We start from the raw sequence: 26,249 nt of genomic DNA on the forward strand, positions 1-26,249 counted from the left end.
GGCCACCGCCGGCAGGCGATGGCTGCCTGAAGGCGTCGATCAACGGGCGGCGGCGACGATCTGCGAAGGCGCGGCGTTCCACAGCAGCGCGGCGCGCCCGGCCAGGTGCGCGAACACCCGCTCCAGGTGCCCGATGCGATGCGGCTGGCCCATCACCCACGGATGGAGGCTCAAGACCAGCAGCCGGCCCTGGCCGCTGCGCTGCGCTTCTTCCAGCAGGAACTCGCAGGCGTCGATGACCTGGTCGGCATATTCGGACTCGGCGTGCAGGTTCTCGCCGACGATGAAGCGGTCCTCCAGCTCCATCGACAACGGCAGCGCGGTCAGCGGCCCGTGCGCGGTGCTGAACGCATACGGCAGCTCGTCGTTGATCCAGTCGCCGAACCATTCGATGCCGGCCTGGCGCAGCAGTTCGGGTGTGTTTTCCGACTGCGAGCGCGCCGGCGACAGCCAGCCGCGGATCGGCGCGTCCGACCATGGCGCCAGCGCTTCCAGCGTGCGCGCGATGCATTCGGCCTCGCGCTCGGGCGCCAGCCCGCCATGGTGCACGCTGTCCATGTTCCAGCCATGGGCGACCAGTTCGGCAGCGCGCGCCTTGAGCCTGCGCAGCAGCGCCGGATGGCGCTGCGCCAGTTCGCCGTTGACCGCGACGCTGGCCTGCAGGCCGTGCCGTTCCAGCGCGTCGAGCACGCGGAACACGCCGACCCGGTTGCCGTAGTCGCGCAGGGTGTAGTGGCGCAGGTCCGGGTACGGCATCACCATCGAGCCGTGCGGCTTGAAACCCTCGCCCTTCGGGTCGAGCGGGAAGTGCTCCAGCGACAGGTTGATCCACAGCGCCAGCGGCTTGTCGCCGGGCCAGCGTACGGCCGGGCGCTGCGCCAGCATCGACCAGTCGTAGCGCTCGTGGTCCATGCCGTGGCGCATGCGCGGGTATTCGAGATGGCTGCGGTCCAGGCTCATGCGGCGTCCTCCGCGGCGACCGCCGCCATCGAGGCCAGCGCGTCGTCGTAGTGGTGGTCCAGGTAGTGCCGGGCGATCTCGCGGCCGGTGGCCTTCCACACGCCGTCGTGGCCGCAGATGTAGTCCATCGCCTCCTCGAAGGCCGCCAGCCGGTGCGGGTGGCTGACCTGGTAGGCGTGCAGCGGCACGCACATCACCGTGCCCGAGCGCTCGCCCTCGGCATACAGCCGGTCGAAGGCGTCCTTGATCATCTGCCCGTAGCGGCGCGGCTCGATCTTGTTGGTGACGTAGACGATGGTGTCGTTGAGCTCCAGCGAATACGGCACCGAGACGAAGCGCCTGCCGGAACGGGTCTTCACCGGCGTCGGCTGGTCGTCGTGGAACAGGTCGCAGGTGTACAGGCCGCCGGCCTCGGCGAACAGGTCGATGGTGGCGTTGGAGTGCGACAACGCCGGCGCCAGGTAGCCGTCGCAGTGCTGGCCGGTGTGGCGCGCGATCAGCTCCATCGAATGCCGGATCATCTCCCGCTCCTGCGCCTCGTCCAGGCCGTAGGTGTAGCGGGTGTTGTAGATGCCGTGGCTGAAGAACTCCCAGCCGCGCTCGGCGGCCATCGCGATCACTTCCGGATGGTGCTCGAGCATGGCGGTGGACAGCGACACCGAGCCGCGCAGGCCGAAGCGGTCCATCACCCGCATCATGCGCTGGTGGCCGACGCGGTTGCCGTAGTCGCGGGTGCCGTAGCCAAGCACGTCCGGCAGCGGCCGCGGCCAGGCCTTGCGCTGCGGGTTGGGCGGCGGCGCGTACTCGTAGAACTCGATGTTGGGCGCGATCCACAGCGCCACCCGGGCATTGCCGGGCCAGGTGATCTTCGGGCGGCTGTCCCAGGGCCAGTAGTCGTACAGGCCCGGATCGGAGCGGGTGGCGGCGTTCATGCGCGCAGCGCCTGCAGCTGCGCGGCCACCGCGTCCACGTCCTCGACGTCGCCGTACTTGAGCATGATGTCGCACAGGTTGGCGAAGTGCGGGATCTCGTGCTTGTCGGCCACGCACTGCTCCGGGACGATGGTGCGGTAGCCGCGCGAGAGGCTGTCGATCACGCAGGCGCGCACGCAACCGGAGGTGGAGCCGCCGGTGACGATCAGCGTGTCGATGCGGTGGAAGGTCAGCAGCGACCACAGGTTGGTCTCGAAGAACGGGCTGGCCATGCGCTTGTGCATGACGATGTCGCCCGGCCGCACCTCGGCGCGCTGGTCGAACTGGGCGCGCTCGGAACCGTGCTTGATGTTCTGCAGCGAGTCCGGGGTATCGGTGCGCGTGCCCCAGACGCCGGCGTCCTCGCCCGATTCCAGGTAGGCCACGTAGGTCCACACCACCGGCAGGCCGAGTGCGCGCACCTGCGCCGACAGCGCGTTGATGTGCTCGATCTGGCGCGGGTCGGTTTCGTAGGCGGTCCTGAACGCGGCCAGGTCGGTGTAGGCGCGCTGCACGTCGATGTTGACGATGGCCGGGCGTCGGCCGAAGCCGAACCTGGCGCGGTTGGGGTTGGCCTTGACCTGCTCCCAGTACTGGCGGGCGGTGAGCGAAGAGGTTTCCATCGCGGGCATGGGAAGGTTCTCCGTTGCGGCGGGGTCAGGCGCGGACCAGGCGCGCGCGTTCGTCGCGCACCAGGGTGGCGGCCAGCAGGGCGAGCGCGACCAGCACGCAGATCAGCACGAAGGCCGGCTGGTAGCTGTGGGTCACGTCGAAGATCTTGGCGGTGAGCCAGATGCCCAGGCCGGCGGTGGTGGCGTCGAGCAGGGTGATGGTGCCGAGGATGCGGCCGGCCGCGGCCAGGCCGAAGGCGTTGACCGCCAGCAGCTGGATCATGGTGTACAGCCCGCCCCAGCCCAGGCCGAACAGCACCAGCGAATACCACACCAGGTCCGCGCGCAGGGTCGCCAGCACCACCGCGCCGGCGGCCATGATCGCCAGGTTGAGCAGGAACACGCGCTTGGCCGGGAACAGGTCCGAGAGCATGCCGAACAGGAACTTGCCGACCATCGCCAGGCCGAACATCAGCCCCAGCGCGTTGCCGGCCTGCTGCGGCGCGAAGCCGAGGTCGCGCATGTGCAGGAACAGGTTGGCCGACACCGCCATGATCGAGAAGAAAGTGGTCATGGCCACGAACGCCAGCACCCAGAAGGTGCGCGTGCGCAGCGCCTGCCGGTAGCCCAGGTCGGGCAGGCCCGAGGCGGTCCTGCCGGCGCCGGCGCCCACCTTGTCCGCTCCCCACGGCGCGATGCCGCCCGGGCGCGGGCTGCGCACCAGCAGCAGCGCCAGCAGCAGGCAGGCCAGCGGTACCCCCGCCTCCCACAGGAAGGCGCCGCGCCAGTCCATGCCCTGCAGCAGGTGCACGCCGAGCTTGGGGAACACCATGCCGCCCAGGCTGGTGCCGACCAGGGCGATGCCGATGGCGGTGCCGCGCTGGGTCACGAACCACTGCGACACATAGATCACCGCCACGTTCAGGCCGGCGGCGACCAGGACCAGCGCGAAGCCGAGGTGGATCAGGTACAGGTGCGTGAGCGAGTGCACGTGCGCATAGGCGGCATACAGCGCCGCCAGCAGCGCCAGTCCCGCCAGGATCAGCTTGCGCGGCCCGACCTTGTCGATCACCACGCCCAGGAACGGCGCCGTCCAGCCAGCCAGGACCAGGGTGATCAGGTCGCGCAGCTTCAGCTCGCTGCGGCTCCAGCCGAACTCGCGCAGCAGCGATTCGTCGAACGCGGTCAGTCCGGTGATGACCAGTCCGTTCGACACGAGCAGTACCAGCATCCCCATTACCGCCATCAGCCACGGGTAATAACGCTTCATCTGAACACCTCTGCAGGTTGGGTCATGGCAGGTAGATACGCCGGCGGGGGGTTTCCGCCGCCGGCGTTGACCGGGAGCGGATGGCATGCCTACACTTTGTCCGGACAAAGTGTGCCACAGTCTTTCGCCCGGGAGGAAGCCATGCAAACCATCGTCGTGCTGTTCAACCTCAAGCCCGGCGTCAGCCGCGAGGAATACGAGGCCTGGGCGCGCGACAGCGACCTGCCGGTGGTCAACGGGCTGGCGTCGGTGGACAGGTTCGAGGTGCTCAAGGCCAGCGGCCTGCTGATCGGCGACGGCCCCTCGCCCTACGAATACGTCGAGCTGATCCGGGTACCAGACATGGCCGCCTTCGCCGCCGACCTGGCCGATCCGGCGGCGCAGGCCGGCGCGGCGCAGTTCCAGCAGAAGTACGCCGACAACCCGCTGTTCATCCTCGCCAGCGCCCTGTAAGCCCCAAGGAGCCCGCAACCCATGGCCCGTTATCCCGAACTGCAGGGCAAGGTCGCCCTGATCACCGGCGCCGGCCGCCACGCCGGCCTCGGCGAAGGCATCGCCCGGCGCCTGCTCGAGGAAGGCTGCAAGGTGGTGCTGACCGACATCGGCAAGGGCCGCGGCGCGGAAATGCCGGTGACCGCGGTCGGCACCGACGAGGAAATGGCGCAGGTCGCCGCCGCGCTGGCCGCCGCCACCGGCGGCGAGTGCGTGGCGATGGCGCTGGACGTGCTGGAGGAGGCGCAGGTCGAAGCGGTGGTCGCCGCCACCGTGGCGCGCTTCGGCCGCCTCGACATCCTGGTCAACAACGCCGGCATCGGCTACCTGATGAAACCGCTGCTGGAGATGGACGCCGGCGAATGGGACGCGGTGCTCGGGGTCAACCTGCGCGGCGCGTTCCTGTGCAGCAAGCACGCTGCGCGGCAGATGGTCGCCCAGGGCGACGGGCGCATCGTCAACATCGCCTCGCAGGCGGCCAAGTCGCCGTTCCCGCATGCCGCGGCCTATTGCGCCTCCAAGCACGGGCTGGTCGGCCTGACCCGGGTGGCGGCGCTGGAGCTGGGCGCGCACGGCATCACCGTCAACGCGGTCTGCCCCAACCATGTCACCACCGGGCTGGGCGCGTGGCAGAACGAATACTTCGCCGAAAAAACCGGCCGCAGCGTGGAGCAGTACCTGGCCGACATGCGTGCGCGCATCCCGCTGGGACGTCCCGGCCTGGCCGCGGACACCGCCGCGGCCACCGCCTTCCTGTGTTCGGACGATGCGGTCTACGTCACCGGCGAGGCGCTCAACGTCTCCGGCGGCGAAGAAGTGCACTGAGCCGGCCCCACCCCGAGAACCCCCATGACCCAAGCAAGCTACAAGTGGCCCAACGACGCGCGCCTGGCGCTGTCGGTCGTGGTCAACGTCGAGGAACTGTCCGAGTACAACGTCGGCCAGGGCGACAGGATCACCGAACCGGTGGACGAGCTGCACGTCACCCTGTCCAAGCCGGTGCGCAACTACGGCAACGAGTCCAACTACCGCTACGGCATCAACGAGGGCCACGCGCGCGTGGCCGCGCTGCTGGACAGGTACGGCGTGACCGGTACGTACACCGCCGCGGCGGTCTCGCTGGAGCGCGCCCCGGAGGTCGCCGCCTACCTGCGCGGCAGCCGCCACGAGGTGTGTTCGCACGGCCACCGCTGGATCCACCAGTTCCGCTTCGACGAGGCGCAGGAACGGCAGTTCATCCGCGACGCCGCCGACAGCATCGAGAAGACCGTGGGCGTGCGCCCGGCCGGCTGGCTGTCGCGCTACCTGCATACCGGCGCCACCCGGCGCCTGCTGCAGGAGGAAGGCTTCCTGTACCACATGGACGACTACTCGGCCGACGCGCCGTTCTGGGGCGAGGTCGAGGGCAGCGACCGGCCGATGGTGGTGGTGCCCTACCAGCTGGACACCAACGACATGAAGATGTGGGTCGCCCCGTCCTACCTGCCGAAGGACTGGCTCGACTACGCCATCGACAGCTTCGACACGCTGTACGCCGAAGGCGCGCACGCGCCCAAGGTAATGTCGCTGGGCCTGCACCTGCGCATCATCGGCCGCCCCGGCCGCATCGGCGCGTTCGAGAAATTCCTGCAGTACGTCGCGCGCAAGCCCGGCACCTGGTACGCCACCCGCCGCCAGATCGCCGAACACTTCGCCGCGCAGGTACCGGCGCCATGACCGCCGCGCCCAACCCCCGCCGCTGCCTGCTGTTCGTCCCGGGCTCGCGCCCGGAACGCTATGCCAAGGCCATCGCCACCGGCGCCGACCAGGTCTGCATCGACCTGGAGGACGCGGTCGCCCCGGCCGACAAGGAAAGCGCGCGCGCGGCGCTGTTCGCCTTCCTCGCCGGCGCGCCGACCAGCCACGGCGAGATCGGCCTGCGCATCAATCCGCTGTCCACCGCGCTGGGCCAGGCCGACCTGGCGGCGCTGGCCGCGTCCAGGTTGAAACCGGCGTTCGTGATGCTGCCCAAGGTCGAAACCGTGGCCGAACTGCGGCAGGCGGATGCGGCGCTGGCCGCCATCGATACCGCCTTCATTGCCCAGATCGAAACGCCGCGCGGGCTGCTCGACGCGCGCGCGCTGGCGGCGGCCATCCCGCGCCTGCAGGCGCTGATGTTCGGCGGCTTCGACTACATCGTCGCGCTGCGCGGCCGCGCCGGCTGGGACAGCTTCTTCCATCCGCGCGTGCAGCTGGCCACCGTCGCCGCCGAGGCCGGCATCGGCTGCCTGGACGTGCCCTACCTGGACATCAAGGACGAGGCCGGCCTCATCGCCGAGACCGACCGCGTGATCGAACTGGGCTTCACCGCCAAGGCGGCGATCCATCCTGCCCAGGTCGAGCCGATCCAGAGCCGCTACCTGCCCACCGCCGCCGAGTACGAACGCGCGCAGCACGTGATCGCCGCGCTGGCCGCCAGCGGCGGCGAGGCCATACAGCTCGACGGCAAGCTGGTGGACCGCCCCATCGAGATCGCCGCCGAACGCGCCATCGCGCTCGGCGCGCACGGCGTCCGCGCCGGCTGACCGCTCCCGCCGCCGCCCCGCTTTCCTTCCCTCTTTGACCGGGCTGCGCCCAGCGCAAGCCCACCGCCCCGCGAAAAGGACACCACCATGGTTCAGAACGTCAAGCAGATCGCCGAAAACCGCTTCCGCGAAACCTTCGGCCGCTACTACGAAGACTTCAACGTCGGCGACATCTACGAGCACCGTCCCGGCCGCACGATCACCGAGACCGACAACACCTGGTTCACCCTGCTGACCATGAACACCCACCCGATGCACTTCGACAAGGAGTACGCCAAGGCCTCCGAGTTCGGCAAGGTGATCGTGTGCTCGCCGCTGACGGTGGCGCTGATGGTCGGCATGAGCGTGACCGACGTCAGCCAGAAGGCGGTGGCCAACCTCGGCTGGACCGACATCCGCATGACCCACCCGCTGTTCGTCGGTGACACCCTGATCGCCGAGTCGGAGGTGCTGGAGAAGCGCGAGTCCAAGTCGCGCCCCGGCGCCGGCATCGTCACCTGCCGCAGCGACGGCTACAACCAGGACGGCAAGCTGGTGTGCACCTTCAACCGCACCATGCTGATCGCCCGGCGCGGCCATTCGGTCGAAGACAAGGTCAACTACTGAAGGACGCCGCCATGAGCACCGACACCGACCCGCTCTGGGGCCCCGAGGAAGAACAGGCGCTGATGGACTCGATCGACCACTGGATCGAGAAGTCCGTCGCGCCCATCGCCCGCGAATACGACCTGGAGGACAAGTACCCGCACCAGCTGGTGGAGGAGATGAAGGACCTCGGCCTGTTCGGCGCGACCATCTCGCCCGAGTACGGCGGCCTTGGCCTGCCGGCGCGCATCTACGCCCGGATCGTCATCAAGGTCTCGTCGGTGTGGATGGCGCCGACCGGCATCTTCAACTCGCACCTGATCGTGGCTTCGGCGATCGAACGCTGCGGCACCGAGGCGCAGAAGCGCAAGTACCTGCCGCGCATGGCAACGGGTGAACTGCGTGCCGCGCTGGGGCTCACCGAGCCCAACGCCGGCACCGACCTGCAGGCGATCCGCACCGTCGCGCGGCGCGAAGGCGACCATTACGTCATCAACGGCGCCAAGACCTGGATCACCAACTCCCTGCACGGCAACATGGCCCTGCTGCTGACCAAAACCGACCCCGGCGCGCAGCCGCGGCACAAGGGCATGTCGATGTTCATCGCCGAGAAGGGCGAAGGCTTCGTGGTCGCCAAGAAACTGCAGAAGAGCGGCTACAAGGCCATCGACACCTGCGAGCTGGTGTTCCAGGACTACCGCGTGCCGGCCGACTGCCTGCTCGGCGGCGAGGAAGGCAAGGGCTTCCACCATGCCATCGGCGGGCTGGAGCTGGGCCGCATCAACGTCGCCGCGCGCGGCTGCGGCATCGCCGAGGGCGCGCTGCGCCTGTCGGTGCGCTACGCCCAGGAACGCACCACCTTCGGCAAGCCGATCGCCGAGCACCAGGCCATCCAGCTCAAGCTGGGCGAGATGGCCGCGCGCGTGGAGGCCTCCAAGCTGCTGATCGAGAGCGCCGCCAACGCCTACGACAAGGGCGAACGCTGCGACATGGAAGCGGGCATGGCCAAGTACTTCGCCACCGAGACCGGCGCGTTCTGCGCGCAGGAAGGCATGCGCATCTTCGGCGGCTACAGCTACTCGGTGGAGTACGACATCGAGCGCTTCCACCGCGACGCGATGCTGATGTGCATCGGCGAGGGCACCAACGAGATGCAGCGCATCATCATTTCCAAGCAGCTGGTGGCGCGCAATCCAATCTGAAGCTTGAAGCCCCTCTCCCGTTGGGGTGAGGGGGGCGGTTTGCGAACCACCGGTCCGCTGCCCCTCGAACGCCCTTGCGCCAGCGCAAGGGCCGGGGCGCGAAGCGAGGGTTGGGACGCCGCAAGGAAGCACCCGCTGCCAGCCCTGTGGAACGCGTCGCCACGCGCCAGCCAGGGTGAACCGCCAAAGCAACACCGGATGTCCACCACTTTGACGCGTGGCGACGCGTTCCACAGGGCGACGACCGCAGGCGCTGCGCGGCGCCCCTCATCCGCCCCTTCGGGGCACCTGCATTCGGCACATCCCTGTGCCTCACCCTTCGGGCGGCTTCGCCGTGCAGCCTGGCAATCCTGCCAAGCCGTCTCCCGGAGGGAAAAGGAACTCGCCACCACCGTCCGTCCACGAGGCCCCCATGAAAGACCTGCCCCTGAAAGGCCTGCGCATCCTCGCCGTCGAGCAGTACGGCGCCGGCCCCTATGGCTCGATGCACCTGGCCGACCTCGGCGCCGAGGTCGTCAAGATCGAGTCCCCGCCCGGCGGCGACGTCGCGCGCGCCACCGGCCCGCATTTCCTGGGCGACGGCGACAGCCTGTTCTTCCAGACCTTCAACCTCAACAAGCGCTCGCTGCGGCTGGACCTGAAGTCCGCCGAGGGCCGCGCCGCATTCGAGCGCCTGGTCGCCGACGCCGACGCGGTGCTCAACAACCTGCGCGGCGACCAGCCGGCCAAGCTGGGCCTGGACTACGCCACGCTGTCGGCGATCAACCCGAAGATCGTCTGCGCGCACCTGTCCGCCTACGGCCGCGACAACCCGCGCGCGGCGTGGCCCGGCTACGACTACCTGATGCAGGCCGAAGCCGGCTTCATGGCACTGACCGGCGAGCCGGACGCGCCGCCGGCGCGCTTCGGCCTGTCGATGGTGGACTACATGACCGGCACCACGATGGCGATGGGCCTGCTGGCGGCGGTGATCGGCGCCATGCGCAGCGGCGTCGGCCGCGACGTCGACGTGAGCCTGTTCGACGTGGCACTGCACCAGCTCAGCTATCCGGCCACCTGGTACCTCAATGCCGGCCATCGCACCGGGCGCCTGCCGCGCAGCGCGCATCCGTCCACCGTGCCGTGCCAGGTGTTCCGCACCGCCGACGGCTGGGTGATGGTGATGTGCATGCTGGAGAAGTTCTGGCAGATCTTCGTCGAGGGCATCGGCAGCCCGGCGTGGGCGGCCGAGCCGCGCTTCGCCGACTTCGCCGCGCGCCGCCAGGTGCGCGAGGAACTGACCGTGCTGATCGACGAGGTGCTGGGCACCCAACCCACCGCGCACTGGACGCAGCTGTTCGCCGGGCGCATCCCGATCGCACCGGTGCTGGACATCGCCCAGGCGCTGGACAACCCCTACGTGCGCGAGGTGGACATGCTGCAGGAGGTCGCGCACCCGCAGGGCACCCAGCGCATGCTGCGCAACCCCATCAAGCTCGACGGCCGGCGCCTGTCCGGTCGCGCCGCACCGGCGCTGGATGCCGATGCCGACGCGCTGCTGCGCGATCATGACGACTGAAGCCCCACGGAGCCGGCGATGAAACTGCAAGGCGTGCGCGTGCTGGACCTGTCGCTGTTCCTGCCGGGGCCGCACCTGACGATGATGATGGCCGACCATGGCGCCGAGGTGATCAAGCTCGAGCCGCCCGGCGGCGAGCCGGTGCGCGAGGTCGGGCTCAAGCAGGCCGGGCACAGCACCTGGTTCCGCAACACCCACCGCGGCAAGCGCTGCATCGTGCTCGACCTGAAGAGCGATGCCGGCAAGGCCGCGTTCGCGCGGCTGGTGGCCTGGGCCGACGTGGTGGTGGAGGCGTTCCGCCCCGGCGTGGCCGCGCGGCTGGGCATCGACTACGCCAGCTGCAAGGCGATCAACCCGAGGATCGTCTACTGCGCGATCAGCGCCTACGGCCAGACCGGCCCGAAGGCGCTGCGCCCGGCGCACGACCTGGCGATGCAGGCCGACAGCGGCGTGGTCAGCCTCAACCGCGCACCGGACAGCACCCCGGCCGCGCCGCACATGCCGGTGGCCGACATGGCCGGCTCGCTGATGGCGCTGGCCGGCATCCTGATGGCGCTGCTGCGCCGCGAACGCAGCGGCGAAGGCGACTTCATCGACCTGTCGATGCAGGACGCGCTGATGGCATGGCTGCCCAATGTGCTCGGCCCGCCGTTCGCGCTGGGCCGCGACCCGGTGGTGCACGAGGAGCGCAGCTGGGGCGGCAATGCCCTGTACAAGCTCTACCGCTGCGCCGACGACCGCTGGCTGGCGCTGGGCGGTACCGAGCACAAGTTCGCGGCGAACCTGCTGCGCGCATTGGGGCGACCGGACCTGGTCGCGCTATGCGAACTGCCGCCCGGCCCCGGCCAGGACCCGGTCAAGGCCTTCCTCGCCGACACCTTCGCCACCCGCCCGCTGTCCGAGTGGAGCGCATTCCTGCAGGACGTGGACGTGTGCTGGGCGCCGGTGAAGACCCTGACCGAAGCCTTCGCCGACCCGCATACCCGCGCCCGCGGCATGGTCTGGACCGACGACACAGGCGGCACCCACCTGGGCATCCCGATCCGTTTCGCCAACGAGCCGGGACGCATCAACCCGCACCTGGACGGCATCGGCGAATCCACCGCCGCGGTACTGGCCGAGCTGGGGCTGTAAAGACTGTTCCGCCCGCGGCCCGTAGGGGCGACCTGTAGGAGCGGCTTCAGCCGCGATGGAGCCTTGCCGGTAAAGCGTCATCGCGACAGCGAATCCACCGCCGCGGTGCTGACCGAGCTGGGCCGTAAGGACTGTTCCGCCCGCAGCCCCGTAGCGGTGGCCTGTAGGAGCGGCTTCAGCCGCGATAGGGCCTTACCGGTAAAGCCCCATCGCGACAGCGAATCCATCGCCGCGGTGCTGGCCGAGCTGAGGTTGTAAGGGCTGTTCCGCCCGCGGCCCCGTAACGGTGGCCTGTAGGAGCGGCTTCAGCCGCGATGGGGCTTTACCGGTAAAGCCCCATCGCGACTGAAGTCGCTCCTACCGAGGATCGCGGCTGCCAAAGGCAATACCTGATGGTTCGCCCACAGGGAAGAGGAACAACATCCGCCGGCCTGAAGATCACAGGAGAAGGACCGGCGCTACTTCCAGCGCGATTTGTCGCGCACGTAGCGCGCGGCGTCCTCCAGCGACTCGGGCAGGTACTGCGACCACAGGTTGGGCGCATATTTGCTGTGGTAGCCGTCGTAGATGTCGCGGTAGAGCTCCATGTGCACCACCGGCTGGCGCTTGCGCGCGCGCAGTTCGGCGATCGGGATGCGGCCCACCACCAGTTGCTCGTGCAGGCTGCTCGCCGTGGCGATGGCCTCGCCGTTCGGCCCGTAGAGCGCGGTGCCGCCGCTGCCGGGATCGTCGAAGAACGGGCCGTTGTCCGGCGAGATCGAGTTGTTGACGATCGAGCTGTAGACGCCGTTGTACAGCGCGCAGGCCTGCACATCGAGCGGCATGAAGCCGCCGGAGGCGGTGCGCAGGAACACCTCGGCGCCCTTCATCGCCATCGCCCGGAACAGTTCCGGCTCGCGCTGCGCCGAGCTGGTGGCCAGGTTGCCCAATGGCGTGCGCGTCACCGGTATCACCGCGTCGCGGCCGTACATCTCCACGTAGCGGTCGAGCACGTCGTAGATGGTGGTGGTGAACAGCTCGAAGCCGGGGAACACGCCCTTGATGTTGCGCGCCTTCCAGTGCTTGTCGACGATGCGGCCGGTGTTGTCCATCACCGTGGTGATCGACAGCACGTGCCCGGGCCAGTCCGGATCGCGCACGTAGGCGCCGAACACGATCCAGGTGTCGTACTGGCGGCACTTGGCCGCGATTGCCTCGCTCTCCACGCCGGGCAGTTCGATCGCCAGCTGGTAGGCCTCCTTGCGCGTCCAGCGGCGCCAGCCCTGCAGCGGGAATTCGTGGAACTGCAGCAGGTCCGGCCGCGCGCCGAAATAGAAGGCGCGGTCGATGGTCTCCAGCATGTGTTCGAGATTGCGCTTGAGCGCGGTGCGGGTTTCGCGCGGCTCGAAGCTGTGCACGCGGGTCTGCGCCAGGCCCAGGGTCCACGCCGGCTTGGCCAGCTCGACCGTCTCGTAGGTGCCGTCGTCGCGCAGGTTGGGCGCGTCGGCGCCCTTGCCCATGGCCGCGTGCGCGCTGGCGGGCGCGCCCAGCAGGCCGCCGCCGACGCTGCCCAGCGCGGCCAGTCCGGCGGCGCCGGCGAGGAACGAACGTCGGGAACTGCTCATCAATCACCTCCGCGGGTATGGCAGCAGGCCGCCATCGCCCGGTGTGCGGCCGCCACGCCGCGCGCGTGGCGCAGGCGGCGGCCGGTACCGGTGGAACCGCTCAGATCGGATCGCCGGCGAAGCTGGGGCCGTTGAGCTTGCGCCAGTCGCGGCTGACGAACTTCTCGTCGATCATGGTGCGCTGGACCAGCACGCCGTTCCGGTACCAGTGCCAGATGCGGTTGCGCAGCGTGCCGCAGTCCGAAAGCTGGATCATCTCGTACAGCTCGATGCCTTCCTCGCCCTTGCGCTGCCAGTGCAGCATCAGCGTGCGGTGGTGGTCGTCCTCGGGAATCTCGGTGCACCAGCCGTAGATCAGCTCGTTGTCGAAGATGATGCGGCCGAAGCTGTAGGTGGTGGGGAAATCGCGGATCTCGGTCCTGCCGTCGGCCCAGCTGTAGTGGTTGGTCTGGTGGTAGGGAACCGCGTCGTCGCCGGTGATGCGGCAGACCAGGCGCGAGCGGTGCTCGTCGGTCTTGTTGCCCTCGGCGTCGTAGTAGCGGTACACGCCGTCCCACACGCCGTCGTGCTTGGCCAGGTAGGGCATGTGCTTCTGCAGGTCGATCATGTGCGTTCCTTGTGACGGTTGCGGTTGTGCGGCGCGCGGCGCCTGGTTCATTGGTCGCGAAGCTCGTCCATGACCTGTTCCATCGGCACGTCCATGCCGGTGTCCTGCAGCGCCTCGGTCTCCTGCTGCACGATGCGCAGCACCCGGGCGATGTATTCCTGCATCCACAGCGTGCGCTGCGCCTCGGCCTCGCGGTCGGGACGGAACTGGTCCAGCTCGGCGCGGCTGAGCAGGCCCTTCTGCTCGATCAGCCGTTCCAGCGCGTCCAGCCGCTGGTGGGTGACCGCGTTCTCCATGGCGATGGCCATGGCGATGGAGAGCACGCGCTCCACGTCCGGGTCCTTGAAGAAGTAGGGACGCTTGCCGCGGGCGCGGGTGCCGGCCAGGGCGATGGGGTCGATGTCGCTCATGCCTTCCACGCTCCGAACATGGTCCACAGCGCGGCGCGGCCGTGGTCCTCGCCCTGCGCGCTGGCCACCGGGAAGATGTCCCGGTCCACCACGCCGCGCACCCTGGTCTCGAAATAGCGTTCGGGGTCGAAGCCGGCCGCGGCCATCATCCGCCGCAGGTCGTACTCGTGCATCACGCCCCAGAACGGCTCGTTGTTGTTGTAGGTGTCCCAGTCGCGCACGAACTGCTCGTACACGTCCATGCCGTGGTACTGCGGCTGCTCCAGGTGCGCGGTGAGGCCGCCGGGCGCCAGCAGGCGGTTGATCTCGCGCAGCTTGCGCGGCATCGCCGTAGCCGAGCTCTCGTGCCAGAACATGGCGGTGGTGATCAGGTCGAAGTGAGCGTCCGGGTAGTCCAGCGCCTCGCCGTTGGCCTGGCGGAACACGATGTTGTTCACGCCCAGCGCGCGGGCGCGGGCATGGCCGTAGCGCAGCATCGGCGCGGCCACGTCCACCGCGATCACTTCCGCCTCGGGGAAGGCCTGTGCCAGCGGCACCACGTTGTGGCCGCAGGTGCAGCCGATGTCGAGGATGCGGCGCGGCCTGAACTGCGGGTGTTGCTCCTTCAGCCACTGCGCCAGCGCCTGGCCGCCGCCGTCGTTGTAGCGGCCGAGCATGCCGCCGGTGGTGGCGAAGATGCCGCAGTCGTAGTTGGCCGCCGCCGACACGTCGTCGGCCACCAGCTCGGTGTGGTAGCCGCCGGGCATGCAGTGGATGTCCACCGCGCTGGCGTAGCGCGGCACCTGCACGGCCGGGTCCAGCTGCAGGCCGTCGTCGCCGGCGTTGAGCGCGCGCGCCTTCTCGACCAGCGCGTCGAGCTGCCGGAGCACCAGCCCGCGCCCGGCCTGCTGGCGCATCTCCATGGTGTTGCGGCGCAGGGCGCTCCAGGTCTGGTAGACCGGGTCGCCCGCCATCGCCTTGCGTACCTCGTGGCGGCTCTGCGGCGCGTGGCCCTTCTCCTTCTCGAAGGCCGGCCTGACCCGCTGCTCGTAGGCCAGCTTGACCTTCGGGCCAAGCCGCGTGGCCAGATAGCCGTTCATGTTGGCCAGGAAGTCGAAGCGGGTGGTGTCGTCGAGCGTGCTTTCGGGAAACAGCGCGTGGCGGCCGACATGCTGCCAACTCGGGGGAAGGGCTTGCTGGCTCATCGCGAAGTCTCCTGTCACCGACCAAATGTATTAATGACATACCTATATGTCATATGGATCGGTGCGGTCAAGCACCCGCAGGTATGCAAGCACACAGACGCCTGCAAGCCGGCAGGAGCGCCTGCCTGCCCGGCCAAACACTTCGCCCCTGACCACCCGCAGGCAGGCGCAGGCCGGGAGGACGGGCGCTTGCTTCGGCCACTCGACAGCAGGCCGGAAGGCATTCTTTACCGGCTCACGCCCCGGTGCCGCACGTGCCGGGAGTACGGCCCGCCTGCACAGGGTGGCGCGCAGGCCACTCTCTCCCCACCCGTGCATGCCGCGTGGCAAGCACCGGCCGGCCCTGACGCCTGAAAGCACGGCCGTTCACCGGCACATGCTCCGCCCGCGACCGCCGGCATCACGCCATCCCCGGCCCTGCGATCCACTTCGCTGCGATCACTCCGCCGCCGGGAACCACCACGGCGAGGCCACACCGGTGTTGACCAGCAGCGCGCGCGCACGCACGAAGCGGCGGATCGAGCTGCTGCCCATGCGCGAGCCGCCCATGCCGGAATGGCCGAAGCTCTGCTTCTCGGCGGTCTGCACCATGGCGGTGAGGCTGGCGTCGTTGATCGAGACGGCGCCGGCGTGCAGCTGGCGGGCCACGCGCTGCGCGCGCTCCGGGTCGCCCGAGAACACCGCCGCCGACAGCCCGAACTCGCTGGCGTTGGCGCAGGCGACGGCCTCGTTTTCGTCGGCCACCACCTTCACCGGCAGCACGGTGGCGAAGCTTTCCTCGCGCATGACCGCCATGTCGTCGTCCACGCCCACCAGCACCGTCGGCGGGCACCAGGTGCCGCCGTGCTCGACCAGCTCGCCACCGGTCAGCGCGCGCGCGCCGCCGGCCAGCGCCTCGGCCAGCTGCCGGCGCACCAGTTCCACCTGCGAGGCGGCGATGATCGGCCCGATCCGGCCCTGCTTCGGGTCCGGCCACGCCAGATCCAGCGCGGCGGCCTCCTTCACCAGCGCGGCGATGAAGGCCTCGGCCACCGGCGCCTCGACATAGACGCGCTCGATCGACATGCAGCTCTGGCCGCCGTTGACGAAGCTGCCCCAGGCCAGCGCGCGCGCCGCCTGCGCGACGTCGGCATCGGACAGCACCAGCGCCGGGTCCTTGCCGCCCAGCTCCAGCGAGGCCGGAATGAACCGGCGCGCGCAGGCCTCGGCCACCTTGCGCCCGGTCGCCACCGAGCCGGTGAAGCAGACATGGTCGCAGGCCTCGATCACCGCCTGGCCGGTGTCGCCGGCGCCGGTGACCAGCGCGAACACCTCGCCCAGCCCGGCCGCGGCCAGCGCCTCGCGCAGCAGCGGCACGAAGCGCGAGGTCACCTCGCTGGGCTTGGCCAGTACGGTGCAGCCGGCGGCCAGCGCCGGCACCGCGTCGATCAGGGTCAGCATCAGCGGGAAATTCCAGGGGCTGATGACGCCGACCACCGGGTACGGCACCCAGGTCTGCTGCGCCTGGATGAAGGGAATGGCGTCCTGGCGCGGCGCCGGCTCGGCCAGGCAGGCCGGCGCCTGCGCCGCCCAGCGGCGGATCGCCGCCAGCGTGCCGTCGACCTCGATCACCGATTCGTGCCAGCGCCCGGTATCGGCCAGCAGCATCTCGATCATGGCGTCGCGGCGCGCGGCCAGCGCCTCGGCCAGCGCCGCCAGCCGTTCGCAGCGGCGCTCGATGCCCTGCCGCTCCCACTGCGGCTGCGCGGCGCGCAGCGCGGCCGCGGCGGCGGCCACTTCGGCGGCCGGCGTGACCGCCAGCTCACCCTCGATCTGGCCGCTGCGCGGGTTGCGCAGCGGCAGCGTGCTCGTTTCAGTCATGACCCAGGACTCCGGCGCCCAGCAGCGCCTCGATGGTGGCTTTCTGGCGGGCGGCGAAATCGGCCCGCTGCGGGATCTTCAGGGTGTCGCCGTCGAGCAGCGCGTTGGGTTTGAGCGCGGTGGCGCCGAGGCCAGCATTGATCGCCGCCTGCGGCAGCCGCGACAGCACGTGGCCCATGCCCGGGCGCAGGCGCCGCCGGCGCAGGCAGGCGATGTCCAGGTCGGCATAGGCGGCCATCGATTCGCCGGCCGCGGCCGCGGCCAGCACCCGGCCCTGGTCGTCGACGATCTTGCTCATGCCGTCGGCGCTGCCCAGCGGGATGTCCACGCCGCTGATGCCGGCGGTGTTGGCCGACACCACATAGGCCATGTTCTCGATGGCGCGGGCGCGCTTGGCGATGTCCTTGGGCGTCAGCTCGGGGCTGCCGACCTCGCTGGTCGAATGCAGGATCACCTCGGCCCCGCGCAGGCCCAGCGCGCGCGCGATCTCCGGATAGAGGATCTCCTCCGAGGCGATGCAGGCCAGCCGCCCCAGCGGCGTGCGCGCCACCGGGAATACGCCGTCGATGCCGTACACGTCCAGGTATCGGTCCCAGACGTCGTGCGGGCTGGGCGCGTACAGCGAGATCAGCCGGCGGTAGCGCAGGATCTGGTTGCCGCTGTCGTCCAGGATCACCGACGACTGGAAGTACAGCCCGGGGAAATGCGGGTCGCGCTCGTAGGCGTTGCTGCACAGGTAGACGCCGTTGTCCTGGGCGATGCGGCCCAGCCGCTCGTACTCGGCGCCGTGCATGTCGAAGCAGCCCTTGGCCGCCCAGCCGGGGATGGTGTCGCCCAGCGGGTAGCTGGTGGCGAAGTACTCGGGCAGCACCACCAGTTTCAGGTCGGCGCCGATGAAGGCCTTGGAGGCGCGGATCTGGCGGCCGACGCGGTCGATGTTGTCGGCCACCGCGGCGGCGGCGTCCGCGGGCGTGGAGCAGGCGTTGATCGCGCGGCAGGTGGTCTGCAGCGCCAGCGCGCGGTAGGCATCGGTCATGGGGTGGAATCTCCGGTTGCGGATTCGGGAAGCGGCTGCGCCTGCACGCCGTCGGCCAGCAGCACGCGGAACATGCCGGTGCCGGCGCGCAGCGGCTTGATCGCCGCGTATTCGGGCGAGTGCCAGAACGCCAGCGCAGCGGCGCGGTCGGGCCAGCACGAGATCACCGTGCGCGCCGGCGCGTGCTCGCCTTCCAGGCTGTCCTGGGCGCCGCCCATCACCAGGTAGCGGCCGCCGTAGTGGGCCACCACCGCCGGCGTGGCGCGCGCATAGGCGGCAAAGCCCTGCGGGTCGCTGATGCGGGCTTCGATGATCAGGTAGGCGGGCATGGGCAACTCAGCCGAAGCGCGGCGCGCGCTTTTCGAGGAAGGCGGCCGCGCCCTCGGCGAAATCGCTGCTGGCGAAGGCGTCGTCGAACGCGGCCTGCGCCTGCGCCAGGCCAATGCCGGCATCGCCGCCGAGATGGCCGAGCACGGTCTTGATGCCGCGCCGCGCCTGTCCCGAACTCGCCAGCAGCTGCTGCAGCTGCGCCTGTTCCAGCGCTTCCAGTCCGTCGTCGCCGGCCAGCTGGTTGACCAGCCCCCAGTCCAGCGCGGTGGCGGCATCGAGCAGGCGGCCGGTCAGCAGCATTTCGCGCGCGCGCGCCAGGCCCACGGCAGTGACCAGCCGGCGGCTGTCGTCCGGGCTGTAGACTAGGCCGAGCTTGGCGGGGGTGATGGCGAAGCGGGCGCGCGGACTGGCAAGGCGCAGGTCGCAGGCCAGCGCCAGGCCGAGGCCGCCGCCGGCGCAGGCGCCGTCGATCACCGCCAGCGTGGTCTGCGGCAGGCGCTGCAGCTTCAGCTGGGTGCGCTGCACCTGGGCATTGCTGGCGGCGAAGGCGCCGGGGGTGGCCAGCAGCTGGCCCAGTTCGTCGATGTCGGCGCCGGCGCTGAACGCGCCGGGCACGCCGGACAGCACCACGATCTGGGCATCGCTGGCGGCGATGGCGTCCAGCGCGGCCTCGAGCGCGGCCCAGTGGCAGGTGGCCAGGGCGTTGCGCTTGTCCGGGCGGTGGATGCCGATGCGGGCGAGCGCACCGTCACGGTTCCAGGCAATCACGGTGTCTTCAGCGATCATGGTCGATCCTTTTGTCATATCGTTATAGCATTAAGCCAAAGGAGGGTGAAGCGACAATGTCACAGGACACGCTGGCCGCACTGCTGAGTTCCAACGCGCACAAGCTGCTGCGCAACGACCTGCCGACGCCGCTCTACCACCAGATGTTCAGCCTGCTGCGCGACCGCATCCTCAACGGCGAGATCCCGCGCGGCAGCCGCATCCCCACCGAGTTCGACCTGGCCGAGGGCTTCGGCGTCTCGCGCATCACCGCCAAGCGGGCGCTGGACGAGCTGGCCGCCGAGGGCCTGGTCGAGCGCCGCCGCGGCAAGGGCACGCACGTCATCCACCGTTCGCGGCCCAAGCCGATGCACAGCCCGCTCACCGGGCTGCTGGAAAGCCTGGAGGTGCTGGCCGAGCACACCCGCGTGCAGCTGCTGCAGTTCCGCCGCGCGGTGCCGCCGGAGCCGATCCGGGCGCTGTTCGACAGCGGTCCGCGCGACACCCTGGTGCACGCCATCCGCCTGCGCCTGCGCGGCGAGACCCCGTTCGGCTACTACAGCAGCTGGACCCGCACCGAGCATCCGGAATTCAACGAGGCGCGGCTGGCCAGCACCTCGCGGCTGAAGCTGTTCAAGACCGTGGGCATCCAGATCCGGCAGGTCGAGCAGGTGCTGTCGGCGGTCAACGCCGACGCCCTCAGCGCCATGCACCTGAAGGTCGAGCCGGGTACCGCCCTGCTTTCGCTCGAACGCCGCTCCTACGACGGCGACGGCCGCCTGGTCGACCTGCTGGCGGTGCAGTACCGCCCCGACCAGTTCACCTACCAGATGACCCTGGACGTGGACGACGCCACGGCCTGAGCGGCCGGGCCTTTCTCCTTAACTTCCGCGACACCTGCCCGGCGGCAAGTCCCGCCGGCATCGCCGTGCCCGCACTCCGCGCCCCCCATGGCGAAGCGATGCGACCTCGCATGCGGTGATGCCACATCGCATCAACGCGCATCGCGCCCGCTTCCCGGCGGCCATCGCCATGCCCCTTGCCACGGCCATTGTTTAGACATATAGATATATCATTAATATCATTTGGCCCGCCGGAGAACCGTGGACCCGTTCACCGCCCAATCGCTGAAAGGCGTGCTGCGCCGCGACCTGCGCGCGCCGCTGTACCACCAGCTCCAGGCCTTCCTGCGCGGACTCATCGAGCGCGGCGAGATCGCCGACGGCGAACGCCTGCCGCGGGAGGAGGAGCTGGCGCGCTGCATGGGCATCTCGCGGGTGACCGTGCGCCAGGCGCTGCAGCCGCTGGCCGACGAAGGCCTGCTGGTACGCCAGCGCGGCCGCGGCACCCGCGTGCGCGGCGGCCGCCCGGGCAGCGGCGGCCACGGCATCCCGATGCCGTTGAAGGTGCCGCTGGGCGAGCTGATGCACAGCCTGGACATCCTGGCCGACCACACCCGCGTGCGCCTGCTGGGCTGGGAGCGCGCGGTACCGCCGGCGCCGGTGCGCGCGGCATTCGGCAGCGGCGCGGACGAGGCGCTGGTGCGCTGCGTGCGCGTGCGCTACCGCCACGGCCATCCGTTCGGCTACTACGCCAGCTGGACCCGCACCGACCATCCCGATTTCGACGCCGACAACCTCGCCCGCGGCTCGCGCATCGCGCTGTTCCGCCGCTGCGGGATCGGCTTTTCCCAGGTCAGGCAGAGCGTATCGGCGCAGCGCGTCGGCGCGCTGCCGGCCATGCACCTGCAGATGGCGCCCGGCCAGGCCGTGCTGACCCTGGAGCGGCGTGCCTACGGCCGCGACCGGCAGCTGCTGGACCTGCTCGAAATCCAGTACCGCCCCGACCAGCTGCGCTACCAGATGCGGCTGGACCACGAACCCGACCTGCCGGAGACCAGCGCTTGAGCGCGACGCTTGCCGAAAAGATCCTCGCCCGCGCCTGCGGCCGCGCCGCCGTGCATCCCGGACAGATCCTCACCGCCCGCCTGGACCTGCTGATGATGCACGACTCCGGCGGACCGCGGCGGGTCGCCTCGCGGCTGGAAAAACTCGGCACGCGGGTGTGGGACGCGGACAAGGTGGTGGTGGTGTCCGACCACTTCGTGCCGGCGGTGGACCTGGAGAGCGCCGACATCCTCGCCCTCACCCGCCGCTGGGCGCAGGCGCAGGGCGTGACCCACTACGACATGCTCGGCATCTGCCACGTGGTGCTGCAGGAACACGGCCACGTGCAGCCGGGCATGTTCTGCGTCGGCGGCGACTCGCACTCGCCCAGCGGCGGCGCCTTCGGCGCCTTCATGGTCGGCATGGGCGCCACCGACATCACCGGCGCGCTGGTCACCGGCGAGGTGTGGCTGCGGGTGCCGCATACCACCCGGGTGCAATTGGACGGCGTCCTCGGCGCCGGCGTCAGCGCCAAGGACGTGATGCTGATGCTGTGCGGCGAGCACGGCATGGGCAACGAAGGCCAGGTGTTCGAGTTCGGCGGCGAGGCGGTGCGCGCGCTGCCGATGCACGAGCGCCTGACCCTGTGCAACATGGCCGCCGAGCTGGGTGCGGAAACCGGCATCGTCGAGCCGGACGCGACCACGCTGGCGGCGCTGGCGGCGGCCGGCAGGCCGTTCGCCGGCGACATCGCGCAATGGCGCAGCGACGCCGACGCCGCCTACCTGCACGTGCACCGCTACGATGCCGCGCGCATCGCCCCGCACGTGGCCGCGCCGCACAGCCCGGCCAACAGCCGCCCGGTCGGCGAGCACGGCAGGGTGCATGTGGACCAGGCCTACATCGGCGCCTGCACCGGCGCCAAGCTCGCCGACCTGCGCATGGCCGCGCAGGTGCTGAAGGGGCGCAAGGTCGCGCGCGGCACGCGCCTGCTGATCGCCCCAGCCTCGGTGGCGATGACCGCGCAGGCCGCCGCCGACGGCACCCTGGCCACGCTGACCGCGGCCGGCGCGATCCTGCTGCCGTCCGGCTGCGGCGCCTGCGCCGGCATGGGCGCGGGCATGCTCGGCGGCGGCGAGGTCTGCATCTCCACCACCGCGCGCAACTTCAAGGGCCGCATGGGTTCGGCCGATGCGCAGGTCTACCTGGGCTCCCCCTACAGCGTGGCCGCCGCCGCGGTGAAGGGCGAAATCTGCGATCCGCGCGAACTGCTGGGAGAAGACGCATGAACGTGCGCGGCAAGGCCTTCGTATTCGGCGACCGCATCGATACCGACGTGCTCGCCCCCGGCCCGTACATGCGCGAGCCGCTGGCGGTGCTCGCCAGCCACTGCCTGGAAGCGGTGGACCCGGATTTCGCGCGCGAAGTGCGGCACGGCGACATCGTGGTCGGCGGCGACTCGTTCGGCATCGGCTCCTCGCGCGAGCAGGCGGTGCAGGCGCTGGCCGAACTGGGCGTGGGCGCGATCGTCGCCCGCTCGTTCGCGCGCATCTTCTACCGCAACGCGCTCAACCTCGGCGTGCCGGCGCTGGTCTGCGCCGACCTGGAGGCGGCGCGCGGCGACGAACTGGAGGTGCGCCCGCTCGAAGGCCGCATCCTCAACCACAGCAGCGGACGCGGATTCGACTGCGAGAAGATCCCCCCGGAACTGATGGAGATCGTGATGGGCGGTGGACTGATGCCGTGGCTGGAAAAGCGGCTGGCCGCGGAGCGCCGCGCATGAGCGCGCCGCGACAGGGCATCGTGCACGCCACCATGCTCGCGCCGGACCTGGCCGCGTTCTGCGCGGCCTACACCACGCAGCTGGCGATGGCCGTGCAACGGCAGGGCACGCTCGACGCCGCCGACGCTGACACGCTCGACCTGCCGGACCTGGCCGGCGCACCGCTGGCCTGGCTGGCCAACAGCGCCGGGCAGCCGGTGCTGCGCGTGGTCGAAGACCGCGCGGCCGTGGTCGGCGAACCGATGTTCCGCCATGGCTGGCTGTCGCTGGAGGTGCTGGTCGGCGACATCGACACGCTCGCCGCCGGCCTGCACGCACCGTTCCGCGTGCTCGGCGCGCCGGCCAATCTGGAACTGAGCGACGCCATCCGCGCCGCGCAGGTACTCGGCCCGGCCGGCGAGCTGCTCTACCTCACCCAGGTCAAGGCCGCGGTGCCGCCGTTCGACCTGCCGATGACCCGGGACGCCGTCGCGGTGCCTTTCATCGGCGTCACCAGCACGCCCGACCGCGGTGCCTCGCATACCGCGTGGACGGCCCTGCTCGGTGCCACCGGCTGGGCGTTCGAGACGAAGATCACCGTGCTCAACCGTGCCCACGGCCGGCCGCTGGAAGGCCGCTACCCGGTAGCGGTGGTGCCGATGCCGGGGCAATGCCTGGTCGAGATCGACCAGGTCGAACTGCCCTCCACGCCCGCGCAGCGCGCGGCCGGCCTGCACAGCCTGTGCCTGCGCCTGCCCGCACCGGACGCCGCGGCGCTGCACGACGCCGGCTGGCAGGTACGGCCGCAGCCGGACGGGCGCCACAGCCTGCGCGGCGCCGCCGGCGAGCATGTCGAGTTGATCGTGGCGGTGGACGCCTGAGACCGGAGCCTTCTTGTCCGACGGGCGGGGACTTTCCCGGTCGTACGCCGCGGCGCTGCGCGACGCCGGCTGGCAGGTACGGCCGCAGCCGGACGGGCGCCACAGCCTGCGCGGTGTCGCCGGCGAGCATGTCGAGCTGCTTGTAGCGTCGGACGCCTGAGATCGGGGCCTTCTTGTCCGACGGGCGGGGAGTTTTCCCGGTCGTACGCCACGGCGCTGCGCGACGCCAGCTGGCAGGTGCGGCCGCAGCCGGATGGGCGCCACAGCCTGCGCGATGCCGCCGGCGAGCATGTCGAGCTGCTTGTGGCGTCGGACACCTGAGACCGGAGCCTTCTTGTCCGACGGGCGGGGAGTTTTCCCGGTCGCACTTCGGGAGCCAAAGCCCCTCCCCCGCGACGGCCGAAGTCCAGTGCGAGAGAGTGAGTGGGGTGAGGGTACGCGCGGAGCCTCGTGCGTTCTAAACATCCCTTGGCTTCGCCCTTATCCTCGTCCGCTCCTTGCGTACCGCTCCTGCGGCACGCCCTTCGGGCCGGTTTCGCCGTCCGCTTCGGCATCCTGCCTCGCGAGTGGGGCACCTGCATTCGGCACATCCCTGTGCCTCACCCTTCGGGCGGCTTCGCCGTGCAGCTTGGCAATCCTGCCAGGCTGTCTCCCGGAGGGAGAAGGGAAACAGCCGACGCGTCAGCGGCCGGCAACGGTCGGGACCATCGGGAAGGATCCGGTGGCTGCGACAACGGCCCGCAGCCATAGCGATCCCGCCGGCATGGATGTCTTCCCGGCCACACTGCGGCAAACCCGAGCCCATCTCCAATGGAAGTCAGGTGAGGTGAGGGTGCACGCCAAGCCTCGTGCAGTCGCAAATTTCGGGCTTCGCTCGCCCCCTCCTCCCAGCGCAGGCCACGCCACCTCGGCATGGCCTCCAGGCCCGCTCCGTCGTCCGCTTGGGCTCCCTGCCCCACACGCGACACCCCCGCGTCCGCCCCATCTTCATGCCCCTCCGGGACCGCTGCGCCATGCAGCGCGCGGCACTCCTTTCAGGCCGCCTCCCGATCGAGAAAGCAAGCATCCCCACCCACGGATTGCTGCAAGCGCACGCAACGCCCAACCAACGGAACAGGCACGCGCGGCGGCCGACGCGGTATGGTGTCGCCCTTTCCGCCACCGCGAAGCCGCCGATGCCCGCCAACCCGCCCGCTGCCACCCCGTCGCAGAAACTGGAACGCGCGCTCAAGCCGCGGCAGCTGATCATGATGGGCCTGGGCAGCGCGATCGGCGCCGGCCTGTTCCTCGGTTCGGGCGTGGGCATCCAGGCCGCCGGCCCGGCGGTGCTGCTGTCCTATCTGGTCGCCGGCACGCTGGTGATCATCATGATGCACGCCATGGGCGAGATGGCCGCGGCGCGGCCGGCCAGCGGCGCATTCTCGGTGTATGCCGCCGACGCGCTGGGCGCCACCGCCGGCGCCACCATCGGCTGGCTGTGGTGGGTGCAGCTGGTGATCGTGATCGCCGCCGAATCGGTGGGCGCGGCCGGGCTGCTGGCGACGCTGTGGCCGCAGTTGTCGGTGCCGCTGACCTCGCTGGCGTTCATGGTGGTGTTCACCGTCATCAACCTGATGGGCGTGCGCAACTACGGCGAGTTCGAGTTCTGGTTCGCCATCCTCAAGGTCGCCGCGATCGTCGCCTTCATCCTGGTCGGCATCGCGCTGCTGTGCGGGCTGCTGCCGGGCGTGGCCTCGCCGGGCCTGTCCAACGTGTTCGGCCACGGCGGCTTCGCGCCCAAGGGCCTGGCCGGCGTCGGCGCGGCGTTGCTGGTGGTGGTGTTCGCCTTCGGCGGCACCGAGATCGTGGCGGTGGCCGCGGCCGAGACCCAGGACCCCGAGCGCAGCCTGGCGCGCGCGATCCGCACCGTGGCCTGGCGCATCCTGGTGTTCTACATCGGCTCGATCGGCGTGATCATCGCGGTGGTGCCGTGGACCAGCGAATCGCTGAAGTCGCCGTTCGCCGCGGTGCTGCAGGTCGCCAACATCCCCGGCGCCGCCACGGGCATCACCCTGATCGCGGTGATCGCGCTGCTGTCGGCGCTCAACGCCAACCTCTACGGCGCCTCGCGCATGATCCATTCGCTGGCCGCGCGCGGCGAGGCGCCGCGCGGGCTGGCGCGCGTCAGCCGCAGCCAGGTGCCGGTGATGGCGGTGCTGGCCAGCGTGCTGTTCGGCTTCGCCGCCACCGTGCTGGAGCTGCTGTATCCGGACCGCGTGCTGCCGGTGCTGCTGAACGTGGTCGGTTCGACCTGCCTGCTGGTGTGGACCATCACCCTGGTCTCGCAGCTGGTCCTGCGCCGCCGCGCCGAGCGCCTGGGCACGCCGCTGCCGTTCCGCATGGCCGGCTTCCCGTACCTGACGGTGCTGGCGCTGGCGATCCTGGTGCTGATCTTCGCGCTGCTGCTGTCCGCGCCGGAGACCCGCCTGCAGTTCCTGTCGATGGCCGCGCTGACCGCCGCCATCGCCGTGGTGAGCGGCCTGGCGCGACGCTTCCGCGGCGGCTGAGGACGCCATCGGGCCCGGCAACGCCGGGTCC

The 26,249-nt window shown here is 70.3% G+C and carries 27 protein-coding genes; 15 read left to right on the forward strand and 12 right to left on the reverse strand.

Translation table 11 applies throughout. From position 1 onward, the window contains the following. Positions 1 to 39: 39 nt before the first annotated feature. From CQ393_RS11905 to CQ393_RS11920, 4 genes are read right to left on the reverse strand one after another with little or no spacing between them, the layout of a single operon-like run. Entirely contained in the window at positions 40 to 960 is a 921-nt protein-coding gene (locus tag CQ393_RS11905) for a polysaccharide deacetylase family protein (protein ID WP_153191767.1), read from the reverse strand. Beyond that, entirely contained in the window at positions 957 to 1,892 is a 936-nt protein-coding gene (locus CQ393_RS11910) for a polysaccharide deacetylase family protein (protein ID WP_153191768.1), read from the reverse strand. Before CQ393_RS11910 ends, CQ393_RS11905 begins: the two co-directional genes overlap by 4 nt. After that, on the reverse strand, positions 1,889 to 2,563 hold the full coding sequence (locus CQ393_RS11915) for an isochorismatase family protein (RefSeq protein WP_228114503.1): 675 nt from the start codon (positions 2,561 to 2,563) through the stop codon (positions 1,889 to 1,891). The genes CQ393_RS11910 and CQ393_RS11915 overlap by 4 nt, the downstream gene beginning before the upstream one ends. 25 nt (positions 2,564 to 2,588) lie before the next feature. Continuing rightward, on the reverse strand, positions 2,589 to 3,812 hold the full coding sequence (locus tag CQ393_RS11920; RefSeq protein ID WP_194269662.1) for an MFS transporter: 1,224 nt from the start codon (positions 3,810 to 3,812) through the stop codon (positions 2,589 to 2,591). A 141-nt stretch (positions 3,813 to 3,953) separates the two neighbouring features. Here CQ393_RS11920 and CQ393_RS11925 point away from each other — a divergent pair, with 141 nt between their 5' ends. From CQ393_RS11925 to CQ393_RS11960, 8 genes are all read left to right on the forward strand, one after another. Continuing rightward, positions 3,954 to 4,265, forward strand: coding sequence for an REDY-like protein HapK (locus CQ393_RS11925; RefSeq protein WP_153191770.1), 312 nt, complete (start codon positions 3,954 to 3,956; stop codon positions 4,263 to 4,265). 21 nt (positions 4,266 to 4,286) lie between these two features. Next, on the forward strand, positions 4,287 to 5,129 hold the full coding sequence (locus CQ393_RS11930) for an SDR family NAD(P)-dependent oxidoreductase (RefSeq protein WP_153191771.1): 843 nt from the start codon (positions 4,287 to 4,289) through the stop codon (positions 5,127 to 5,129). A 24-nt stretch (positions 5,130 to 5,153) separates the two neighbouring features. Continuing rightward, positions 5,154 to 6,020, forward strand: a complete 867-nt coding sequence (locus CQ393_RS11935) for a polysaccharide deacetylase family protein (RefSeq protein WP_153191772.1) — start codon at positions 5,154 to 5,156, stop codon at positions 6,018 to 6,020. Further along, complete coding sequence (locus tag CQ393_RS11940) at positions 6,017 to 6,868, forward strand: CoA ester lyase (protein WP_153191773.1); 852 nt, start codon at positions 6,017 to 6,019, stop codon at positions 6,866 to 6,868. The genes CQ393_RS11935 and CQ393_RS11940 overlap by 4 nt, the downstream gene beginning before the upstream one ends. 87 nt (positions 6,869 to 6,955) lie before the next feature. Further along, positions 6,956 to 7,474, forward strand: a complete 519-nt coding sequence (locus CQ393_RS11945) for a MaoC family dehydratase (RefSeq protein WP_153191774.1) — start codon at positions 6,956 to 6,958, stop codon at positions 7,472 to 7,474. Positions 7,475 to 7,485: 11 nt separating this feature from the next. Beyond that, positions 7,486 to 8,655 carry an acyl-CoA dehydrogenase family protein gene (locus tag CQ393_RS11950; RefSeq protein ID WP_153191775.1) on the forward strand — a complete coding sequence of 390 codons (1,170 nt, stop codon included), beginning with the start codon at positions 7,486 to 7,488 and terminating at the stop codon, positions 8,653 to 8,655. A 412-nt stretch (positions 8,656 to 9,067) separates the two neighbouring features. Continuing rightward, positions 9,068 to 10,213: a CoA transferase gene (locus tag CQ393_RS11955; protein WP_153191776.1), complete on the forward strand. Its 1,146-nt coding sequence runs from the start codon at positions 9,068 to 9,070 to the stop codon at positions 10,211 to 10,213. Positions 10,214 to 10,231: 18 nt separating this feature from the next. Next, positions 10,232 to 11,347: a CoA transferase gene (locus CQ393_RS11960; protein WP_153191777.1), complete on the forward strand. Its 1,116-nt coding sequence runs from the start codon at positions 10,232 to 10,234 to the stop codon at positions 11,345 to 11,347. Between the two features lie 458 nt (positions 11,348 to 11,805). Here CQ393_RS11960 and CQ393_RS11965 read toward each other — a convergent pair whose 3' ends face one another. The 8 genes from CQ393_RS11965 to CQ393_RS12000 form a co-directional block, all read right to left on the reverse strand. Then, positions 11,806 to 12,951 (reverse strand): nitrilase-related carbon-nitrogen hydrolase, encoded by a 1,146-nt coding sequence (locus CQ393_RS11965; RefSeq protein ID WP_153191778.1) that lies wholly within the window; start codon positions 12,949 to 12,951, stop codon positions 11,806 to 11,808. Positions 12,952 to 13,051: 100 nt separating this feature from the next. After that, positions 13,052 to 13,558: a DUF3598 domain-containing protein gene (locus tag CQ393_RS11970; RefSeq protein WP_153191779.1), complete on the reverse strand. Its 507-nt coding sequence runs from the start codon at positions 13,556 to 13,558 to the stop codon at positions 13,052 to 13,054. A 47-nt stretch (positions 13,559 to 13,605) separates the two neighbouring features. After that, entirely contained in the window at positions 13,606 to 13,968 is a 363-nt protein-coding gene (locus CQ393_RS11975; RefSeq protein WP_153191780.1) for a hypothetical protein, read from the reverse strand. After that, positions 13,965 to 15,152 (reverse strand): class I SAM-dependent methyltransferase, encoded by a 1,188-nt coding sequence (locus tag CQ393_RS11980; RefSeq protein WP_153191781.1) that lies wholly within the window; start codon positions 15,150 to 15,152, stop codon positions 13,965 to 13,967. Before CQ393_RS11980 ends, CQ393_RS11975 begins: the two co-directional genes overlap by 4 nt. A gap of 438 nt (positions 15,153 to 15,590) precedes the next feature. After that, positions 15,591 to 17,012, reverse strand: a complete 1,422-nt coding sequence (locus CQ393_RS11985) for an aldehyde dehydrogenase family protein (RefSeq protein WP_153191782.1) — start codon at positions 17,010 to 17,012, stop codon at positions 15,591 to 15,593. Beyond that, positions 17,005 to 18,048: a nitrilase-related carbon-nitrogen hydrolase gene (locus CQ393_RS11990; RefSeq protein WP_153191783.1), complete on the reverse strand. Its 1,044-nt coding sequence runs from the start codon at positions 18,046 to 18,048 to the stop codon at positions 17,005 to 17,007. The genes CQ393_RS11985 and CQ393_RS11990 overlap by 8 nt, the downstream gene beginning before the upstream one ends. Further along, positions 18,045 to 18,377 (reverse strand): DUF1330 domain-containing protein, encoded by a 333-nt coding sequence (locus CQ393_RS11995; protein WP_153191784.1) that lies wholly within the window; start codon positions 18,375 to 18,377, stop codon positions 18,045 to 18,047. The genes CQ393_RS11990 and CQ393_RS11995 overlap by 4 nt, the downstream gene beginning before the upstream one ends. Positions 18,378 to 18,384: 7 nt before the next feature. Beyond that, positions 18,385 to 19,164, reverse strand: a complete 780-nt coding sequence (locus tag CQ393_RS12000; RefSeq protein ID WP_194269663.1) for an enoyl-CoA hydratase/isomerase family protein — start codon at positions 19,162 to 19,164, stop codon at positions 18,385 to 18,387. A 56-nt stretch (positions 19,165 to 19,220) separates the two neighbouring features. Here CQ393_RS12000 and CQ393_RS12005 point away from each other — a divergent pair, with 56 nt between their 5' ends. The 7 genes from CQ393_RS12005 (at position 19,221) to CQ393_RS12035 (ending at position 26,218) form a co-directional block, all read left to right on the forward strand. Continuing rightward, positions 19,221 to 20,006 (forward strand): GntR family transcriptional regulator, encoded by a 786-nt coding sequence (locus tag CQ393_RS12005; RefSeq protein ID WP_153191786.1) that lies wholly within the window; start codon positions 19,221 to 19,223, stop codon positions 20,004 to 20,006. A 240-nt stretch (positions 20,007 to 20,246) separates the two neighbouring features. Then, on the forward strand, positions 20,247 to 21,050 hold the full coding sequence (locus CQ393_RS18245) for a GntR family transcriptional regulator (RefSeq protein WP_343199947.1): 804 nt from the start codon (positions 20,247 to 20,249) through the stop codon (positions 21,048 to 21,050). Then, the gene (locus CQ393_RS12015) at positions 21,047 to 22,318 is read left to right on the forward strand and encodes an aconitase/3-isopropylmalate dehydratase large subunit family protein (protein ID WP_228114504.1); all 1,272 of its coding nucleotides are present in this window, start codon (positions 21,047 to 21,049) and stop codon (positions 22,316 to 22,318) included. Before CQ393_RS18245 ends, CQ393_RS12015 begins: the two co-directional genes overlap by 4 nt. Next, positions 22,315 to 22,812, forward strand: coding sequence for a 3-isopropylmalate dehydratase (locus CQ393_RS12020; RefSeq protein ID WP_153191788.1), 498 nt, complete (start codon positions 22,315 to 22,317; stop codon positions 22,810 to 22,812). Before CQ393_RS12015 ends, CQ393_RS12020 begins: the two co-directional genes overlap by 4 nt. Next, the gene (locus CQ393_RS12025; RefSeq protein ID WP_153191789.1) at positions 22,809 to 23,672 is read left to right on the forward strand and encodes a hypothetical protein; all 864 of its coding nucleotides are present in this window, start codon (positions 22,809 to 22,811) and stop codon (positions 23,670 to 23,672) included. The genes CQ393_RS12020 and CQ393_RS12025 overlap by 4 nt, the downstream gene beginning before the upstream one ends. Before the next feature lie 13 nt (positions 23,673 to 23,685). Continuing rightward, entirely contained in the window at positions 23,686 to 23,832 is a 147-nt protein-coding gene (locus CQ393_RS12030) for a hypothetical protein (protein ID WP_153191790.1), read from the forward strand. 1,015 nt (positions 23,833 to 24,847) lie between these two features. Beyond that, positions 24,848 to 26,218, forward strand: a complete 1,371-nt coding sequence (locus CQ393_RS12035) for an amino acid permease (protein ID WP_153191791.1) — start codon at positions 24,848 to 24,850, stop codon at positions 26,216 to 26,218. The last annotated feature ends 31 nt before the right edge of the window (positions 26,219 to 26,249 follow it).

Origin of the sequence: Stenotrophomonas sp. MYb238 (genome assembly GCF_009496535.1) — a bacterium.
Classification (GTDB): Bacteria; Pseudomonadota; Gammaproteobacteria; order Xanthomonadales; family Xanthomonadaceae; genus Stenotrophomonas.

What these genes read in the sequence shown, in the direction of transcription:
- CQ393_RS11910 (WP_153191768.1), bottom strand. Translation starts at nt 1,892, where the DNA reads ATGAACGCCGCCACCCGCTCCGATCCGGGCCTGTACGACTACTGGCCC.
- CQ393_RS12020 (WP_153191788.1), top strand. Translation starts at nt 22,315, where the DNA reads ATGAACGTGCGCGGCAAGGCCTTCGTATTCGGCGACCGCATCGATACC.
- CQ393_RS11965 (WP_153191778.1), bottom strand. Translation starts at nt 12,951, where the DNA reads ATGAGCAGTTCCCGACGTTCGTTCCTCGCCGGCGCCGCCGGACTGGCC.
- CQ393_RS11915 (WP_228114503.1), bottom strand. Translation starts at nt 2,563, where the DNA reads ATGCCCGCGATGGAAACCTCTTCGCTCACCGCCCGCCAGTACTGGGAG.
- CQ393_RS11990 (WP_153191783.1), bottom strand. Translation starts at nt 18,048, where the DNA reads ATGACCGATGCCTACCGCGCGCTGGCGCTGCAGACCACCTGCCGCGCG.
- CQ393_RS12035 (WP_153191791.1), top strand. Translation starts at nt 24,848, where the DNA reads ATGCCCGCCAACCCGCCCGCTGCCACCCCGTCGCAGAAACTGGAACGC.
- CQ393_RS11935 (WP_153191772.1), top strand. Translation starts at nt 5,154, where the DNA reads ATGACCCAAGCAAGCTACAAGTGGCCCAACGACGCGCGCCTGGCGCTG.
- CQ393_RS11980 (WP_153191781.1), bottom strand. Translation starts at nt 15,152, where the DNA reads ATGAGCCAGCAAGCCCTTCCCCCGAGTTGGCAGCATGTCGGCCGCCAC.
- CQ393_RS11940 (WP_153191773.1), top strand. Translation starts at nt 6,017, where the DNA reads ATGACCGCCGCGCCCAACCCCCGCCGCTGCCTGCTGTTCGTCCCGGGC.
- CQ393_RS11995 (WP_153191784.1), bottom strand. Translation starts at nt 18,377, where the DNA reads ATGCCCGCCTACCTGATCATCGAAGCCCGCATCAGCGACCCGCAGGGC.
- CQ393_RS11920 (WP_194269662.1), bottom strand. Translation starts at nt 3,812, where the DNA reads ATGAAGCGTTATTACCCGTGGCTGATGGCGGTAATGGGGATGCTGGTA.
- CQ393_RS11905 (WP_153191767.1), bottom strand. Translation starts at nt 960, where the DNA reads ATGAGCCTGGACCGCAGCCATCTCGAATACCCGCGCATGCGCCACGGC.
- CQ393_RS11925 (WP_153191770.1), top strand. Translation starts at nt 3,954, where the DNA reads ATGCAAACCATCGTCGTGCTGTTCAACCTCAAGCCCGGCGTCAGCCGC.
- CQ393_RS11985 (WP_153191782.1), bottom strand. Translation starts at nt 17,012, where the DNA reads ATGACTGAAACGAGCACGCTGCCGCTGCGCAACCCGCGCAGCGGCCAG.
- CQ393_RS12005 (WP_153191786.1), top strand. Translation starts at nt 19,221, where the DNA reads ATGTCACAGGACACGCTGGCCGCACTGCTGAGTTCCAACGCGCACAAG.
- CQ393_RS11970 (WP_153191779.1), bottom strand. Translation starts at nt 13,558, where the DNA reads ATGATCGACCTGCAGAAGCACATGCCCTACCTGGCCAAGCACGACGGC.
- CQ393_RS12025 (WP_153191789.1), top strand. Translation starts at nt 22,809, where the DNA reads ATGAGCGCGCCGCGACAGGGCATCGTGCACGCCACCATGCTCGCGCCG.
- CQ393_RS11955 (WP_153191776.1), top strand. Translation starts at nt 9,068, where the DNA reads ATGAAAGACCTGCCCCTGAAAGGCCTGCGCATCCTCGCCGTCGAGCAG.
- CQ393_RS11950 (WP_153191775.1), top strand. Translation starts at nt 7,486, where the DNA reads ATGAGCACCGACACCGACCCGCTCTGGGGCCCCGAGGAAGAACAGGCG.
- CQ393_RS11945 (WP_153191774.1), top strand. Translation starts at nt 6,956, where the DNA reads ATGGTTCAGAACGTCAAGCAGATCGCCGAAAACCGCTTCCGCGAAACC.
- CQ393_RS12000 (WP_194269663.1), bottom strand. Translation starts at nt 19,164, where the DNA reads ATGATCGCTGAAGACACCGTGATTGCCTGGAACCGTGACGGTGCGCTC.
- CQ393_RS11930 (WP_153191771.1), top strand. Translation starts at nt 4,287, where the DNA reads ATGGCCCGTTATCCCGAACTGCAGGGCAAGGTCGCCCTGATCACCGGC.
- CQ393_RS11960 (WP_153191777.1), top strand. Translation starts at nt 10,232, where the DNA reads ATGAAACTGCAAGGCGTGCGCGTGCTGGACCTGTCGCTGTTCCTGCCG.
- CQ393_RS11975 (WP_153191780.1), bottom strand. Translation starts at nt 13,968, where the DNA reads ATGAGCGACATCGACCCCATCGCCCTGGCCGGCACCCGCGCCCGCGGC.